Below are 16,504 nucleotides of genomic sequence, written 5' to 3' on the forward strand. Positions count from 1 at the left end.
TTATTTGTCCTCAGCTCGACCGTACCTGTCTTCAAAACGAACGATGTCATCTTCTCCTAGGTAACTACCTGATTGAACTTCAATCATTTCTAACGGTAACTTTCCTGGGTTTTCAAGCGCATGAACTGCGCCTATAGGGATATAGGTAGATTCATTTTCAGACATCAAAAAAGTATCTTCATTAATGGTCACTTTTGCTGTACCAGATACGACAATCCAATGCTCTGCTCTATGGTGATGCATTTGAACTGACAATTTGGCGCCTGGTTTCACAATAATACGTTTAACCTGAAAACGCTCTCCCATATCGATAGAATCATAACTACCCCAAGGACGATACACTTGACGATGATGTTCAATTTCTTCACGTTTTTGTGCCTTTAATTGATTAACAATCGCTTTTACATCTTGTACTTTTGATTTATTAGCCACCATTACAGCATCAGGCGTATCAATAACCACTAAATTATCTACACCAACCGTGGCAATTAACTTACCTTCTGAATGCAAATAACTATTAGATGTTGACTCCGTGAGTACATCACCTTTACAGACATTTCCTTGTGAGTCTTGTTCGCTAACTTCCCAGAGTGCACTATAAGAGCCAACATCGCTCCAGCCCGCATCCAAAGGAACCACTACTGCATCTGTAGTTTTTTCCATCACAGCATAATCAATAGACTCGTCTGGACATTGTTCAAAAGCCGCTTTATTTGGCCGAATAAAGTCTAAGTCTTTTTGGCAATCATTCATTGCAGCTTCAACGGCATTAAAAATGTCTGGGCGATACTGCTTAAGTTCATCTAAATAGCGTTTTGCTTTAAACATAAACATACCGCTATTCCACAAATACTGTTTAGAATCCAAATAAGCCTGAGCGGTCGCCAAATCTGGTTTTTCGACAAATTGCTCAACAGATGCCAAACCCGAATTTTCAAACGATGAATGCTTAATATAGCCATAACCTGTTTCTGGTTTATTAGGCACAATACCAAAAGTGACTAATTTATCGTTTGCTGCCGCTTTTTCTGCCGTATTAACCGCTTTTATAAAAGCAGGGACATCTTGAATTACGTGGTCTGCAGCAAGGACTAATAAAATAGCCTCTTCGTTTTTCTCTAGCGCATTAAAAGCGGCAAGAGCCACTGCTGGGGCCGTGTTTTTCCCTTGTGGCTCAAGCAAAATGCTTCCTCGAGCATTAACCGTTTGAATTTGCTCTGCAACTGTAAACCTATGGGCTTCGTTACAAATATAGACAGGAAGTTGACACCCTTGTGGTAATCGAGCAACGGTATCTTGAAGCATGCTTGTTTCATTAACTAATGCAATAAACTGTTTCGGAAACAGGCTTCGAGATAATGGCCACAGTCGAGTTCCACTGCCACCACACATAATAGCTGGAAATATAGTGCTCTTATTCATTTTTGTATCCATCCAAAAGTCATTGCTTTTTTAATTGCTTAGGTTTAAACCGTATTTTTCAATCAGGCTATACAATGTAGGTCTAGTGATACCTAGCAGTGCCGCAGCTTTTGACATATTGCCTTCTGTTAATGCATAAGCCTTTTGAATTGCTCTTGTTTCCGCTTGCTCTCTTACGGTTCTTAAATTTAGCGAAAGCTCGTAGTCTTCATCGTTTGAATTTAATAACCCTAAATCTATGGCAGTAACATGTTGGCTAGCTGCCATGATTACCGAAGATTTCACTTTATTTTGAAGCTCTCGAATATTACCTGGCCATTTGTGCTGCTTTAAGGCCTTTACTGCATCATCTGAAAAGCCCTTGACATTACTTTTATATTCTTTGCCATATTGCTGTAAAAAAAACTGCGCGAGAATCAAAACATCCTCTTCGCGTTCCCTTAGCGGAGGTATATCTATGGTTATTTCACTAATCCGATAATATAAATCTTCACGAAACTCTTTATTAGCGACCATTTCCTGTAAATGTTGATTGGTTGCACAAACCACTCGCACATTAACGGGTATTTCCTGTCTTCCACCAATGCGCTCAATTACCTTTTCTTGCAAAAAGCGTAGCAACTTAGCTTGTAAATTAAACGGCATATCGCCAATTTCATCTAAGAATAATGTGCCGCCTTCTGCACATTCAATTTTTCCTTTTGTCGTTCGGTGAGCCCCAGTAAATGCACCTTTTTCAAAGCCAAAAAGTTCACTTTCCAATAATGTCTCGGGAATTGAGGCACAATTAATGGCAATAAAAGGCTTTTTCGTCCTATCACTGACACTATGAATTGCTTTTGCGGTGACTTCTTTACCCGTACCGCTTTCTCCTAGCAATAGCACAGAAATTTCAGTTGGCGCGACACGATGGATCATTTGTCGCATGCGATCGATAGTCGCACTATTACCTATAATACCGGTATCAACACCACTAAACGACTGTAATGCACGGTTGTCTTTTTCAAGATTCGCTAATGCCAAAGCACGAGAAACAATAACGTTAATTACATCTGCATCAATCGGTTTTTGGTAAAAGTCATATGCACCTAACTCTATCGCTTTAAGCGCGACTTCATGATCATCATTGCCCGTGATAACAATAACTTTTGTATGGGGTGCAATTGCTAGTATTTCTTGAAGAGCAGCTAGTCCTTCAGATGCATTTGCAGGATCTGGTGGCAGACCAAGATCGAGAGTTACGACACTCGGTTCAAAACGACGAACCGCCGCGACTGCAGTTTCTCTATTTTCAGCCAGCACAACGTCATAATCTGACAAACTCCATTTCAGTTGTTTTTGAATTCCTAAGTCATCATCAACAATCAGCAATTTTTCCATAAAAACACCTATAATTATTATTCATTTATTGGTAACAAAAGCGTAAATGTACTTCCTTGGCCTTCAATACTTTTCACTTTTATTTTACCACCAATAGACTCTATATATTGTTTTGCTTCATAGACACCAATGCCCATTCCAGCATTACCTTTTGTTGTATCAAAAGGCTTAAATAACCGTTGTTTAATAAAATCTTCACTCATACCACAACCGTTATCCGTTATTTCAATTTCGATTACATTGTCACTTATATTTGCATCAATATTTACCCAACCACCTTCACTCGTGGCCTCTTGCGCATTCTGAACCAAATGATTGACCACAGATAGTAGCGCTTCATCTACATTTACATTGTATTCATTAGTAAAACGGCGATTAATTGAGGGTTGCTGAACATTACGTTGTTGTACTACTTTGTTGAGTAACTCATTTAACGGTAATTTTTTGTTTTTCGACTCTGCCGTTTGTTTATTCCTCAGCTGATTTAGTACTTTATCTAAACGATCAGTTGCTGATGCTATCGTTTCAAATACATCATCAATAAATGCAGGATTTTCTCTGTGCTTTTCTGCATTTACATTAATTAATGTAAGCTGTGCCTGAACATTTTTTAAGTCATGCACCAAAAATGCAGACATACGATGAAATGCTTCAAACTGTTTAGACTCAGAAAGCTCGGTATTCGCCTCGTTAAACGATAGAAAAATACTTAACTGTTTACTAATTGCCGAAAGTAAATCTCTGTCTTCCCAGTTTAAAATAGAGCGTTTATCACCTAAGGAAAACATAAAGAATCCATATAGATTGTCGCCATTAATAATTGGGACTATTAGATCAACTCTGCTTCGTTCAAAATAATCAACATTTAACAATAAATCTGGGTAACTATTCTCTACATATATATATTCACGTAAATCAATAATCCAACCATTCTTTTGGCAAAATTCATCAACCGCAACAATACTTTTTAGTTCTATGCTATCAATCAAGGCAGTTGACTGGTATACAAGTTTATATTCACCATTAAGTTGCTTTCGAATCAATGCCCCACCAGATGCATTAATTGAAGAACCAATGATATCAAAAGCTGTTTTATAAAAATCATCACTTTTGCTATTGGACGCTAGTTGATCAATTGACTTTAACCATTCCACTCGATAGTCGTATTTGTTCGCAAAAAAGTGTTTTGTTATAAACACCTTTACTTCTCGGCGCAATCGCTCTGTTAATAACAAAGCAGCCAGTACAGCAATACCTAAAACGGCAAAAGTGATGCTAATAACACCGCCCCACTGCCCACCAATAAGCTTAATGAAATATCCCGCCAGCGATAATATCAATAAATACCCACCAGCTATCATGAGCATAGAGCTGTAAAATACGACATCTCGGGATACAAATACATCAACAGACCAGTCTTTCATTCGACGTGTGCTGATTAGAAAAAAAGGCATAGCCAGTGCTATAACATAACCTCTAGCATACCAAAAATCGAAATCAAGCTGATCTAACATAGTAGCTTGCGCATAAATAACAAAATCAAATACGCCAACCACTCCTAATGAAATAACCAATGGCCATAACGCCCATTTAACTTTTGCTTCTGCGTTACGGTATAGCTGCTCCAATAAAACTATCAGCCATAAATTCAACATTAAAAACAGCAAAAATAGGTATTTACTACCAGTATCTAAAACAAACGAAGAGAACCAACAAAAGCTGCTTACTATGGACGAAACAACCACGTACTTCTTCGCCCTGTTACTTGATAGTAACTGACTAAACGTAGCAGCTCCTGCTTGAGTTGCGATTAAAAGGAGAATGAGTAAGATTAACTTAATGTTTTCAGCTAATAAAACATACTTTAACGTAAGGCCGAAATAAACCTGAATGGCTGCAGAAGCTACACCAACAATGATAACGGCACAGCTAAACATAATCATTAGGGCAACAAATGACTTATTTCTAATAACTGTCAGTAAAAGTAGAAAAATTAGATATGCAACTGCGGCTACCGAATAGCCAGCGATGCCAATTAGCTCCATTATCATCCCATTTAACAGTGAATTAACTAATCATCCTTAACGTGTGAAAAATTTGCAATAACTATTTTGCAATTAGAAGTTATTTATAAGACATGATTACTAAATTCATTCTTCCTTCTTTTTCAAAGGCGCAATAAAGCCTTTATAAACTAAATGTGGGACTAATATATGTAGTGGCATCTTCAACCAATGAGAACGAATAAATAGCGTAAATAAACTGATTGAATTATAACGACCTTTCAAGGGAAGCGGAGAAAGCACTGCTTTAAACAATGAAACAATAAAATTGGCTTTCATCTTGGAGAATTTATTTTTTATTAACATATTTAAAATATCATCATCTACTTTCAGCAAGAAAATATCCTGCTGTAATCGTAAGCAATGATATAAAATAAATTCAAAATTAAGTTCAATGGCGCGCGCGATTAGTTGGCTAATAAATTCTTCATGCTGCAATTGATTTTCTACTATTAATAAATAAATATCATGTAAATCTCTAAAACCATGATTAAATTCGCCATCAAGCAACAGATGAATTGCACTATGCAATATTTTGTCTTCTGCAGATAAAGTATTGCTATTCTCTCCCTCGTTTAAATTTGCTAGCAATAGTTCACTGTCTAATTTAACGCGACTGACAATTGGCAGTAAATTGTGATGCAAATCTAATGTTAAGCCAGTCTTTGAGTTAACCATTGGTGGTAATTCATGCATCCAATTCCTGTAATAATGTTGGTCGTGTGCATCCAGCTCTTTTACCGTCCAGCCCTGCCATTTCAATATATTTTCGGCTTGTGATAACTCCGAACCATGTACAAACACGTCTACATCAGCAAAAATTCGTCCCTTGCTACAGGTTAACCCTTCCAACAAGTACGCCGTTCCTTTCAAGTAAGTTGGCTTAATACCAGTTGAATTTAATACGCCATTTATACGTTCGACTTCACTCTGAACATCTTGGTTATGAGCTAAAAAAAGTTTCCATGCAGAAGTGAAATGCCAAGACAAATAACAAGGGATATTATTTAATAGTCCTGTATCTTTTAATATGAAGTAAATTCGAGCGAGCAAGCCGGTGTGGTAGGCTTGTTCAATTAAAGCCTCCCAATCTGAATCTTGCCAAGTATTTACTACCTTCGGCTTACGCAATAACTCAACAATCGCAATACCATCAAAACTCATCGCACTAAAGAGTCCATTGTGTTAATTGCATATTCTAAGTTGCCATCATATTGGAAACTGAAACACTCGACATTGTCATGCAATTTAGCCAGTGCTTTAAACCCTTCAATGCCAAGCACATTATAGTTAAATGAATTTTCTGCCATTTGTATAAAACTCTGCCCTTTAGAAACCTGCTCTAATGAGTTTTCAGTATTAGGAATATATTTAGGGTATACGATAAGTTTTGGCTGAGCAGTTTTGCTTGCCGACTCAATACTATTTTTTTGTGGCGTAAAATGCGCCACAGACCCCTTCACGGTATCGTGAACTACAGGAGAAAAGCGTGCTTTATCAACAAACGACTTAGCCAAATCAATCGATTGATTTTTTAGACTAACAGGCCTTGGGTTAGGTTGAATACACCCAGTCTGTAAATCAACCATAGTTAATTCATCAGATAACAAGCGCCAGCCACCGAGTTCAACAAGTGCAGCACATAAAGTACTTTTTCCAGAGCCAGGACTGCCAGGCAATATTAATGCGGTACCATTTTTCTCAACAACCGCCGCATGAATAATTAACAATTCATGATTGTGATTAGTAACACACCAATTCATTCCCCATTCAAGCAAAGGAAGCGCTTGACTAACAGGTAACGGAGTAAATGGCTCGATACCATTTAGACTAAAATTTACTTGAGGTCTAAAAAATCGCCTTAATCCAAATGGAGTATTTAGGTGAACCGTGAAGTCACATGCTGTTGCTGGCACTTCAGCATGAGCATAAAGTGTTGCGATACCTTTAGCGAGCCCTTCTATATTCGAAAACAGCTTGACACTAAATGAGCCCGCTTTAAATTTAAAGCCAGTTGTTTTAAGGAGGGCTGTGATATCTTTTGGACTAAAATCTTGGACAATCACTCACTAAGCTCGATTAACTTTAATTGCTTAAGCATTTCAATATGTTGTTCAAAGAATTCTAACTCATCAACCGCGATATTAAAAAAAGAAATTAGCGCATCAAAATTGACTTGCTGTTGTTCTAGCAAATAGGAGTAGATGGCTGCTTCCCATTCTGGTAGCAATATTGTTTGTTTAGTTACTAAGTCAAATAGAACAATTTCAGGGAAGCAATCGTATCGTGCTACTTCCCTATCAAGACAGGGCTGAATAACCAAAACAGCAATTAATGATAAAGTTGTGCGAAGAAGTCTTTCAGATCAAAAGGCATGCTAGGGTTATCAAAGCTCACTATACTACCTGTGGTGGTCGTATAAGAAGAGCCCCCATTAGTATACGCATAGTAAACACCCTTTATATCTTCAGCGCTAATCCAACCTGCATATTCTCCAACACCCCAACCAAAATACTTTGCATTGAGCAGGCTTGAAATCATATGAAACTCTAACGAACCATTTTGCATTAACAATACATCGTGCATAGTATCACCGGACGCAATACTTGCTTCTGGCGATGAACCTGGGAACTCATCAAAAAATAGTCGAGCAGCAGGATCGTTTGGAAATATTCCTGAGGGGTTGCTAGCTGTTTTAGCATTATTAGGATTAAATTTATATGAGCTCTCTACTCTAGGGTTCGGATAGTACCCGGCTAATTCCCACGCCCCACGACAACCTTGCTGATTACCCGATTTGTAACCATTTTGTCCCCAGCCGCCAGGACTTATTCCTTGACATCGAGTACTATGGCGATCAACGCCAGAAGGGTTTACAGACTGAAAGCCAGACAAACTACAAACTGCACCAAATGCGGGTTTTGTCGTTAATGTTATTGCAGCAGGCACTCCTATAGCAGTCTTTTTTAATAGACTTCTACGGCTATTTAATTTTTGATCCTGCAAAGAAACGTCCTTTGTTTTTTTATCAACAGTCATAATCCACCTACACAACAATTATCGGCACTTCGTAACAAACCGAACTAACTAATTCTAACACAGCTACTGAGCACTACAAGAAAGCAAGAATCAAGCCAGCAAAGTAAAACGCAGGAGATACAATACATTCCACGTTTAAACTATTACTAAAATTCAACTTATGTAAACAAAGCTGACAGTTTTAATCGCCAAAGTCGAAAGTTTAGGCATCGAATTAATATTGCTCTTCTTAATAGCAATTACAACCTTACAATACGCTAAAAATATTATTAATTGATCGCTTTTTGATAAATAAAATAACTCTTGAATGCTTCTTTCTTCAAAAAAATTCTGAGTAGACAAAATTCAATATAGTCTATACTATTGCCCGCGCTGCACCCATAGCTCAGCTGGATAGAGCGCTGCCCTCCGGAGGCAGAGGTCGCAGGTTCGACTCCTGCTGGGTGCGCCATTGCGCACTTGCATAGTTTCATTCTTAAAGATTTCTTTTCACAACTAATTAAAAACGTTAACAGTAAATAGCGCCTAGTCGAGTCCAAACCATATACTTAAATATTGCTTGTATCTTAATTTTTAGCGAGTTTTTAGCAAAACTGTATTTATTAAAAGCCTTTTTAATTAATGCTTTACCACCATAAAACGTTTAAATTTGTACAAAAACTTTTAATGAAATGGTCAGACAAGTAAAATGCCAACAATAGAGTTCAATAGATAGAAGAAATCGCCAATGAAATATGCAGAAATTACCGGATGGGGTAAATGCCTACCACCAGCAGAATTGACCAATGATGAGCTGGCCACTTTTGTTGAAACTAGTGACGAATGGATCACTTCACGAACAGGCATAAAGTCTCGCCGCATTTCTCATGTTAATACAGCTGAATTAGCTGCTATGGCAGCAAAAAGAGCCATGGCTGCTGCTGGCGTCAGTGCAGAAGACGTTGACTTAATTGCTGTTGCAACTTCTTGCCCTGATACTTTGATCCCCAATACCGCATCTAAAGTTCAACAAATATTAGGAGCCGATAATGCCGCGGCATTTGATATTAATTCGGCTTGTACGGGATTTCTTTATGCACTACAAAACGCTACGGCACAAGTGCGGATAGGTGCCATTAAAAGGGCTATTGTCATTGGCGCAGAACGAATGAGCTGGTTCTTAAACTGGTCTCGTCGCGAAACTTGCGTCCTATTTGGCGACGGTGCCGGTGCCGTTTTGATAGAAGCAACCGATCAACCTCTTGGCCTAATTGAAGCTAAATTAGGGTGTGACTCTAAAGCACGTGATATCTTAGAAGTTCGTGGTTTTGGTACTGATATGGATCGCTATGAAAATCCTCCATCAGCATTAGATATTAACTTTATGGGGCAGGATATATTTAAACGAGCAGTGCGTGCAATGGGACAAGGCGCTCAAACTGTTGTCGAGCAAGCTAACCTAAGTATTGAAGATGTAGATTTATTAGTGCCACACCAAGCGAACCTTCGTATTATTGCCGCGCTTCAAAAGCAATTTAAACTGTCTGATGAGCAAGTTATGGTCAACATAGATAAATACGGCAATACGTCAGCAGCCACAGTTCCTATTGCACTATGTGAAGCAGTAGAAAGCGGTAGAGTTAAACCCGGTGCAAATATTATGACAGCAGCCTTTGGTGCTGGCCTTACTTGGGGGGCTGGTTATATCAAATGGGGCGAACGTGTTACCCCTATAACTCAATCCCATGAAGAGCTACCAGCTACAGATAAAACCGCTAAGGAATTACTTGCAACTGCCATTGAACACTGTTTAAAAACTTCAGAAAACAGTTAATTACTAGCTCCAACTATGCTCTAATTAAAAAGTCACTTTGCGTGGCTTTTTTTATAAAAAACCTTACCTAATGAACTATCATGATAAATACATTTGAAGCCAGCCACCAACTTTGCAATGTCACCTTGCTAGGTAACCTGGTAGCCAAACCTGAAATTCGCTACCTAGCGAATCCAGTATTAGCTGTGACTGATATCGTGCTTGCCACGACTTATCGATGGAAAGACAAAAACAATCACAATAAAGAGTGGACGAGTTATCATCATGTTAAAGTAGTAGGCAAGTTAGTCGAAGAATCCCTACAACATGCGAACAAAGGCGATATATTATTGGTAAACGGCTACATCGCCAATAATAAAACTAAGCCAATTGAAATTGTTCACGCGACAACAATTGAGCATTTTGCCAAAGGTTTTACTCAAAATATTAATAACATTACCTGTAGTGCACAATTAACTACTGACGTAAAACTAGTGACTACCGAAAGTAATAATCAGCTCGCCACTTTTGAGATATCTATTTGTCACCACGCCTTTTCCGAGCATAAAAGTGAAAGCCTCATCCATCATGTAAAAAGGCCTGTTCAGTTGTGGGGGGCACAAGCACAAAATATTGCTCAACAAGCTAAACAAGGTGATAATGTAATCGTTGAAGGTCGATTAAGTTACGCCAACAATCAGCAAAAAAGTCAGCAAATAGACGCCAGTCAAGTACACTTATTAGCGAAGTAAGCCACAGAACACGTTGATTTTTTAGTCATTAAATACGATGATGAATATATAGATAAAAATTCAACCCGTTGTAGCTTTAGGGATGTCGCTATCATGGTACTCAAAAAAAGGATTTAATTAACGTACCTCCAATATGAATATTTTTTGTAAATTACTCTTTATCGTTTCTTTTCTTCTTCATAGCCATGCATTTGGTTTTCAAGTTTCTATTGAGCAATTTGCCAATCTATCGTCAGTAGTTGAAAAAGAAAGCCCTGTGACAATTCAGCCTGTTTTAAAGCAACCCAATAAGTTTTTTATTGTCAATGAATCAGGGACCATATTAAGTGTTGAACTGACTAAAACTGATATCGAATCATCAACTACAAGTTTCGATGCTAAAAAGGTTTTTTCTAGATTTATCAAATTAACTGCCTTTTCATTGCATCCTAACTTTAACCTTCGCGACCAAGAAGGTTATTTAACGTTTTATACAGCACATAGTGAAACAATTGATACTAAACGCAAACGAGCAAGACTTTTAGGCAATAATTACAGCGAACCCCAAATTAAAGCAGATAGCGTTATTTATGAATGGAAGCTCGACGAAAATTTGGTGGTCGATCTGTCAACACAGCGAGAAATAATACGGATAGGCTCGCCAAACCAAGAAAACTTGATTAAACAAATAGCGTTCAACCCCAACATAAAAGTGTGGCACGAACATTTTGGTCAGCTGTACATAAGTCTTGATGAGGTTAAAGGCGTTGAGAATACTCCTTTATATTCAGGCGCTATATTACGTATAAATCCAAAGCAGTTTGGCTTAAAACGCTACACAAACCCAAGCACCAACCCTTATTTAAACAACAACAATATTGCCAATGAAATACTAGTTCACGGACTTAACAATTTAGGCCGTTTCTTTTGGTCGGGTAGAAATCAAAATCAACTTGTCGTAGATCATTACGTAACTAAGCAGCGACAAATTAGCGAAATTAGCTTTAACAGCAAAGCCAGTAAAGCAAACAAACTAATTACCATCGAGCAGAAAGCCATTTCGCCGCATCAGGCGCTTTCTTATCAAGGTAAACAGTTAAGCTATCTTTATGGTGCATTAGTAATTGCTACGTATATTGATGGCCAATGGCAATTGCAAAACATGCCTCACGCTGCAGATGCTAAAATAACGACGCTTTGGCCACTAGACAGCCAGAATGGTGTACAGCTATATGTAGATCACTTAGGTGATCTATTAGTATATAATAATGACGATAAGCAGTTATCGAAACTGATTAATATCTCCATTCCAGGGCAAGAGCAGTCAGTAAGCTATCAACAACAAGATAATACAAGTTTCGAGAAAATAGTGGTCGCATTTATATTGCTTGGCATTATTCTTTGGGCCGTTAATATTTTAATTAAGCACTTTAATAAAAACAAAAAATCAACCACTAATTTCTATCATAAACAACTCACTCACATAGAGTTTTCTTCAGATAAACAGGTCATTCATCTTTTCCAGCACCATAAAACTGCCCCCTTGCATAGCATACATATTAACGACTTACGTCAGTGCGATATTTTGCTTAATGAGCATGCTATCTGCAGCTTGACACAAGAAAAAGGAATGGGAAACGACTTGGAACAAGTGGTTCGCGAAGCCTTCAACATAGAAAAACGAGAAAAGATGCTGCCGAATAAATTACGAAGTATCCAATTACTCATCGTTGATAAAGCGCAAAAACCATTCCCAATATATTTATATATTCGAAAAGGTGACAACCGTATTTCAAAAACCAATTATCGAGAAGTTTGCGAAAGTATTATTAATTGGTGTTGGAAATTGTCTTTACAGCTATGTCCAAATGGAACAGAACAAAGAGATACCAGTGCTTTAACAATCAAAACACCTCCCCCCAATGCAATCGAAAAAAACAAAGCATACAGTAGTGATAAACAAGCCGTTAGCCCCGTCATAACCAAACCAAAAGAAGCTGAAAAACCCATAGAGACTAAAGCCACACAAAGCGCCTCTAACTTTGATAATGAAAACCAGAATAGCCAAAAAATCAGCGAACAAGCACTGTTAGATACCAAAATAATTGCTTCGCTTGAGAAACTAGCAAGATTGCGCGCCGAGAACTTCTTAACTGAAGAAGAGTTTGAAATAGCAAAAGCCAAATTATTACAAGGCTTATAGGCCTACTTCGTTTTATTAATCGCCTATTCTGATTCGTATTTAATTCAAGTCGCAGTATAATCGCTGGATAGTTCATTCAGCGCCTGCAATATAGCTCACCAAATAAGGCCTTTGCTATTCAACCTTTAGTCGAATTATTTAGCTCCAGTAGCTTTTTTATTGAACCTGGATTCGGACACATATTGCTATATCTAGCATTAAGTGTAGCGACTGCGCTCGCACTACCAAGACAAATAGCGGCACTTAGTGCTAGTGCCTTATTCGGGGTTACCCAAGGGTTTCTTATCGCCTTATTAGCGACAATAACTGGCTGTATGATGACATTTATCGCTGCAAAATATTTATTTTCAGCAAAAGTTGCTCAAAAATTTCCAGAAAAGTCCCAAACTATTCATCAGTTCTTAAGTGAAAGTACTTTTACCAAAGCACTCATTATTCGGATACTGCCACTAGGTAGTAACTTTCTAACTAATGTTATTGCTGGAGCTACAAATATCCCATTTAAACCTTATGTTTTAGGCTCATTTATCGGGTTTATACCACAAATGGTAATTTTTTCTTTAGCAGGCGGAGGGGCAAAGCTGGCAGAAAGCCATGAGCAAGGTGCCTTATTGGCTCTCTCAGGTATTGCTTTACTTCTTATCATTAGCTTAGTCATTAAAAATAAAGCAAAAAAAAAGCTTAGCAAAGCTAAGCCTTTATCAATATAAAACGGCAGTTAGCTCGCTTTATCTAACTCAGTTAAATATTTAACTAAGTTAATATAATCTTGTTCAAAGTTATCGCGATCTAATTTGTCAGTGTTGATACGATATTTACCATTTACAACAACCGAAGGAACACCTGTCAATGCTCGTTTTTTCACTAAATTATCTTGATATTTTTTCATGATTTTCGCTTTACTATTAACGGCAAAGCTTTTGAATGCTTTGTCAAACGCCGCACCATCCACACCATTTAATACAAAGATATTACGTAAATCTTTTACTTCGGTAATAGCGCCACGTTGAACTTGAATATAATTAAAAATTGCAGCTGCAATCTTGTCTTCAACTTTTAACTGTTGTGCTGTTGCTAGCGCTTTAGTCACCATAAATTGAATTTCTGGTGTTGTGAAACGCAAAAAGTCTACGTGGTTACGTTCAAAATTAACGCCTTCAGGTAGGTTCTTTTTCACATTTGCAAAGAAAGGCTCAAAGCGCAGACAGTGTGGGCAATAAAATGAAAAGTACTCGCGTACTTCAGGTTTTTTGGATAACTGATCGCTAACTTTCGTGTATTGTTTGCCTTCAACATAATTCGCAGCATTTGCAGCAAATGGTAGCAATACAGCAAGTAAAAAACTCGCAATAACTTTTTTCATTATGATTCCTTTACGGTATTAAACTTAGTGGTGGCTGCGTTAAAGCTGCATGTTGCTCTTTTAACACCAACACCTGTTGTTCCCAATATTTTTCAGTATTAAACCAAGGGAAATTTAGCGGAAACGCGGGATCTTTCCAACGTTTACACAGCCAAGCCATATAATTGACTACCCGCATTGTACGCAAAGATTCTATCAAGGCAAGTTCACTCGATTCAAATGAAAAGAACTCTTCATAGCCACTTAACATAGTATCTAATTGTAACAATTGTTGTTGACGGTCTCCTGAAAGCATCATCCAAAGATCTTGAATCGCGGGACCTTGTCGACAATCATCTAAATCAACAAAGTGTGGCCCCTGCTCTTCTCGCCACAATATATTACCTGCATGACAATCACCGTGTAATCTTATCGTTGATTTTGGTTTATATTGGCTGAATGCCAGCTGAACAACCTGATCTAACACAGTAAAGAAAGCGGTATTCAAACTACTAGGTACATAACCACTAGCTTCAATTGTGTTGCGAGCTTCTGTTAAAAACTCTTCACTACTGACCTGAGGTCGATGTTCAAAAGGCTTTTTAGCGCCAACTGAATGAATACGACCGACAAAGCGCCCCATCCATTCAAGCTGATCTAGGTTATCAACTTCAAAGATTCGCCCCCCTCGACAAGGGAACAAAGCAAAATAATAACCTTGATGTTCAAAAAGGCTTTGACCATCTCTTTTTAATGGGGCTATTACAGGGATTTCTTGTTCTGCTAGCTCAAATGCAAAGTCATGCTCTTCTTGTATCTGTGCTAGCTGCCAACGTTGTGGGCGGTAGAATTTAGTCACGAAACGCTCACCACCTTCTACCTGAAATTGATAAACGCGGTTCTCATAACTATTTAACGGCAAAAGGCCAGACTCAGCATAGCAATCTACAGAGTCCAGCCCATCTAAAATTAAATCTGGCGTTAACGAAGAAAAATCAAAAACTGCCATTAGCGCTTTTTAAAGAACCGACTATCGTGCGTCAGTCGAACATCGCTATCTTTTTCTACTAATTCAACAACAAAAGTGATATCAGTCATATAACTTGTTAGCTCGTAAGGATCTACTGCAATACTAATCGGTAGAGTATAAACCGAAGCTGCCTTAACATGCACTTCGTTTTCACCGATCCATTTTGCATTTTCGATTCCTTGGACTGATAAACGATAAGTATTGTCTTTTTGAGATTTATTGAGAATTTTTAAGGTGTAAACATTTTCAATTTCACCATTGAAGTTCTCACGCGCCAACTCATTTCGATCACGAATGATGTCCATCGAAACAGGCACTCTGTTCATTATTTCGTATCCAAGTAAGCTCGTCATAATGACCAACAACGTCGCATACCCAATAAGCTTAGCTCTGACAAAATGAACTTTCTTCCCTTTCAGTTCATGCTCAGTAGTATAACGAATAAGTCCCTGGGGATAATTCATTCGCTCCATTACGCCAGTACAAGCATCTACACAGGCACCACAATTAATACATTCGTACTGCAGACCATTGCGAATATCTATACCTGTTGGACAAACCTGAACACACAGGTTGCAGTCTATACAATCACCCAGTCCCATGGCTTTGTGGTCTTGCTTTCTCCCTCGTGCGCCACGAGTTTCACCACGGTTATAATCATAAGAAACCGTTAGCGTGTCCTTATCAAACATTGCCGATTGAAAGCGCGCATATGGACACATATGTAAGCACATAATTTCTCGCATCCAGCCGGCATTACCATAAGTACAAAATGCAAAAAACCAAATACTTGCCGCCGACATAAAGGACGCTTCAAAAGTAAAGAAATCAATAAATAGATCGCGCATTGGCGTAAAAAAGCCAACAAATGTAATAGCTGTGAGTATGGAAAAGAACAACCAGCAAAAATGTTTCAATGCTTTCTTTTTAAATTTGGACGCACTTAATTTCTGCTGATCTAATTTCTTTCTTTGGTTTGCGGTACCTTCTATTTTTTCTTCAAACCACATGAAAATAAAGGTCCAAACCGTCTGTGGGCATAAATAGCCACACCAAACTCGACCTAAAAACGTGGTAACAAAGAAAAGTAAAAAAGCGCTAAGAATAAATAACCAAGCTAATAGTGTTAAATCTTGCGGCCAAAGAGTTAAGCCCCAAAGATTAAAACGTTGCTCAGTTATATCGAATAAAACCGCTTGCTGACCATTAAAGTTAATCCAAGGAATAGCCGCAAACATAAACAAAAAGAAAAAATTCATTTTTCGACGGAATCGTTGAAAGTAACCACTTACTTTTCTTACATAGATTTGATCGCGTGGTTTGTACTGTTCTTGCTTTGATCCTTCTGGACGATGAATCTTCACATTTTTGACAGGAATGACTTTAGCACTATCGGTTTTTGGGGTAGTTTCGCTCACGTTTTACTCTCGCCCTAACGGAAAATTTAATGCAGTGATTTGATAACAAGACTTTAATTATAAAGTCTTTATTTTATTATTGGC

Annotated in this window: 14 protein-coding genes and 1 tRNA gene; 5 read left to right on the plus strand and 10 right to left on the minus strand. The window is 38.0% G+C overall.

What is annotated here, in order from left to right; all coding sequences use genetic code 11:
• The 7 genes from HII17_RS03120 to HII17_RS03150 all read right to left on the minus strand — a co-directional run bounded on the left by HII17_RS03120 (position 1) and on the right by HII17_RS03150 (position 7,904).
• Entirely contained in the window at positions 1-1,422 is a 1,422-nt protein-coding gene (locus tag HII17_RS03120) for a mannose-1-phosphate guanylyltransferase/mannose-6-phosphate isomerase (RefSeq protein WP_235938620.1), read from the minus strand.
• Between the two features lie 30 nt (positions 1,423-1,452).
• Complete coding sequence (gene prsR, locus HII17_RS03125; RefSeq protein WP_169073843.1) at positions 1,453-2,802, minus strand: PEP-CTERM-box response regulator transcription factor; 1,350 nt, start codon at positions 2,800-2,802, stop codon at positions 1,453-1,455.
• Between the two features lie 17 nt (positions 2,803-2,819).
• Positions 2,820-4,847: an XrtA/PEP-CTERM system histidine kinase PrsK gene (gene prsK / locus HII17_RS03130; protein ID WP_169073844.1), complete on the minus strand. Its 2,028-nt coding sequence runs from the start codon at positions 4,845-4,847 to the stop codon at positions 2,820-2,822.
• 105 nt (positions 4,848-4,952) lie between these two features.
• A complete protein-coding gene (locus tag HII17_RS03135) occupies positions 4,953-6,029 on the minus strand; it encodes a nucleotidyltransferase domain-containing protein (protein WP_169073845.1) in 1,077 nt (358 codons plus the stop codon).
• Positions 6,026-6,931 carry an HprK-related kinase A gene (locus HII17_RS03140; protein ID WP_211185230.1) on the minus strand — a complete coding sequence of 302 codons (906 nt, stop codon included), beginning with the start codon at positions 6,929-6,931 and terminating at the stop codon, positions 6,026-6,028. Before HII17_RS03140 ends, HII17_RS03135 begins: the two co-directional genes overlap by 4 nt.
• Positions 6,928-7,188, minus strand: coding sequence for a hypothetical protein (locus HII17_RS03145; RefSeq protein ID WP_169073846.1), 261 nt, complete (start codon positions 7,186-7,188; stop codon positions 6,928-6,930). The genes HII17_RS03140 and HII17_RS03145 overlap by 4 nt, the downstream gene beginning before the upstream one ends.
• 8 nt (positions 7,189-7,196) lie before the next feature.
• Positions 7,197-7,904 (minus strand): hypothetical protein, encoded by a 708-nt coding sequence (locus HII17_RS03150; RefSeq protein WP_169073847.1) that lies wholly within the window; start codon positions 7,902-7,904, stop codon positions 7,197-7,199.
• A gap of 374 nt (positions 7,905-8,278) precedes the next feature.
• Between HII17_RS03150 and HII17_RS03155 the strand changes: the two genes are divergently transcribed.
• The 5 genes from HII17_RS03155 (at position 8,279) to HII17_RS03175 (ending at position 13,340) form a co-directional block, all read left to right on the plus strand.
• Positions 8,279-8,355: transfer RNA gene (locus HII17_RS03155), tRNA-Arg, on the plus strand.
• 276 nt (positions 8,356-8,631) lie between these two features.
• A complete protein-coding gene (locus tag HII17_RS03160) occupies positions 8,632-9,717 on the plus strand; it encodes a ketoacyl-ACP synthase III (RefSeq protein ID WP_169073848.1) in 1,086 nt (361 codons plus the stop codon).
• An 80-nt stretch (positions 9,718-9,797) separates the two neighbouring features.
• Positions 9,798-10,448, plus strand: coding sequence for a single-stranded DNA-binding protein (locus HII17_RS03165; protein WP_169073849.1), 651 nt, complete (start codon positions 9,798-9,800; stop codon positions 10,446-10,448).
• 133 nt (positions 10,449-10,581) lie between these two features.
• The gene (locus tag HII17_RS03170) at positions 10,582-12,630 is read left to right on the plus strand and encodes an SHOCT domain-containing protein (RefSeq protein WP_169073850.1); all 2,049 of its coding nucleotides are present in this window, start codon (positions 10,582-10,584) and stop codon (positions 12,628-12,630) included.
• Positions 12,631-12,812: 182 nt separating this feature from the next.
• Positions 12,813-13,340, plus strand: a complete 528-nt coding sequence (locus HII17_RS03175) for a TVP38/TMEM64 family protein (protein ID WP_169073851.1) — start codon at positions 12,813-12,815, stop codon at positions 13,338-13,340.
• Between the two features lie 8 nt (positions 13,341-13,348).
• Here the strand turns inward: HII17_RS03175 and HII17_RS03180 are convergent, their stop codons facing one another.
• From HII17_RS03180 to ccoG, 3 genes are read right to left on the minus strand one after another with little or no spacing between them, the layout of a single operon-like run.
• Positions 13,349-13,993: a thiol:disulfide interchange protein DsbA/DsbL gene (locus HII17_RS03180; RefSeq protein ID WP_169073852.1), complete on the minus strand. Its 645-nt coding sequence runs from the start codon at positions 13,991-13,993 to the stop codon at positions 13,349-13,351.
• Between the two features lie 10 nt (positions 13,994-14,003).
• Positions 14,004-14,981, minus strand: a complete 978-nt coding sequence (locus tag HII17_RS03185) for a serine/threonine protein kinase (protein WP_169073853.1) — start codon at positions 14,979-14,981, stop codon at positions 14,004-14,006.
• Complete coding sequence (ccoG, locus tag HII17_RS03190) at positions 14,981-16,420, minus strand: cytochrome c oxidase accessory protein CcoG (protein ID WP_169073854.1); 1,440 nt, start codon at positions 16,418-16,420, stop codon at positions 14,981-14,983. Before ccoG ends, HII17_RS03185 begins: the two co-directional genes overlap by 1 nt.
• Between the last annotated feature and the right edge of the window lie 84 nt (positions 16,421-16,504).

This window comes from Thalassotalea algicola, assembly GCF_012932965.1.
GTDB classification, from domain to species: Bacteria; Pseudomonadota; Gammaproteobacteria; order Enterobacterales; family Alteromonadaceae; genus Thalassotalea_F; species Thalassotalea_F algicola.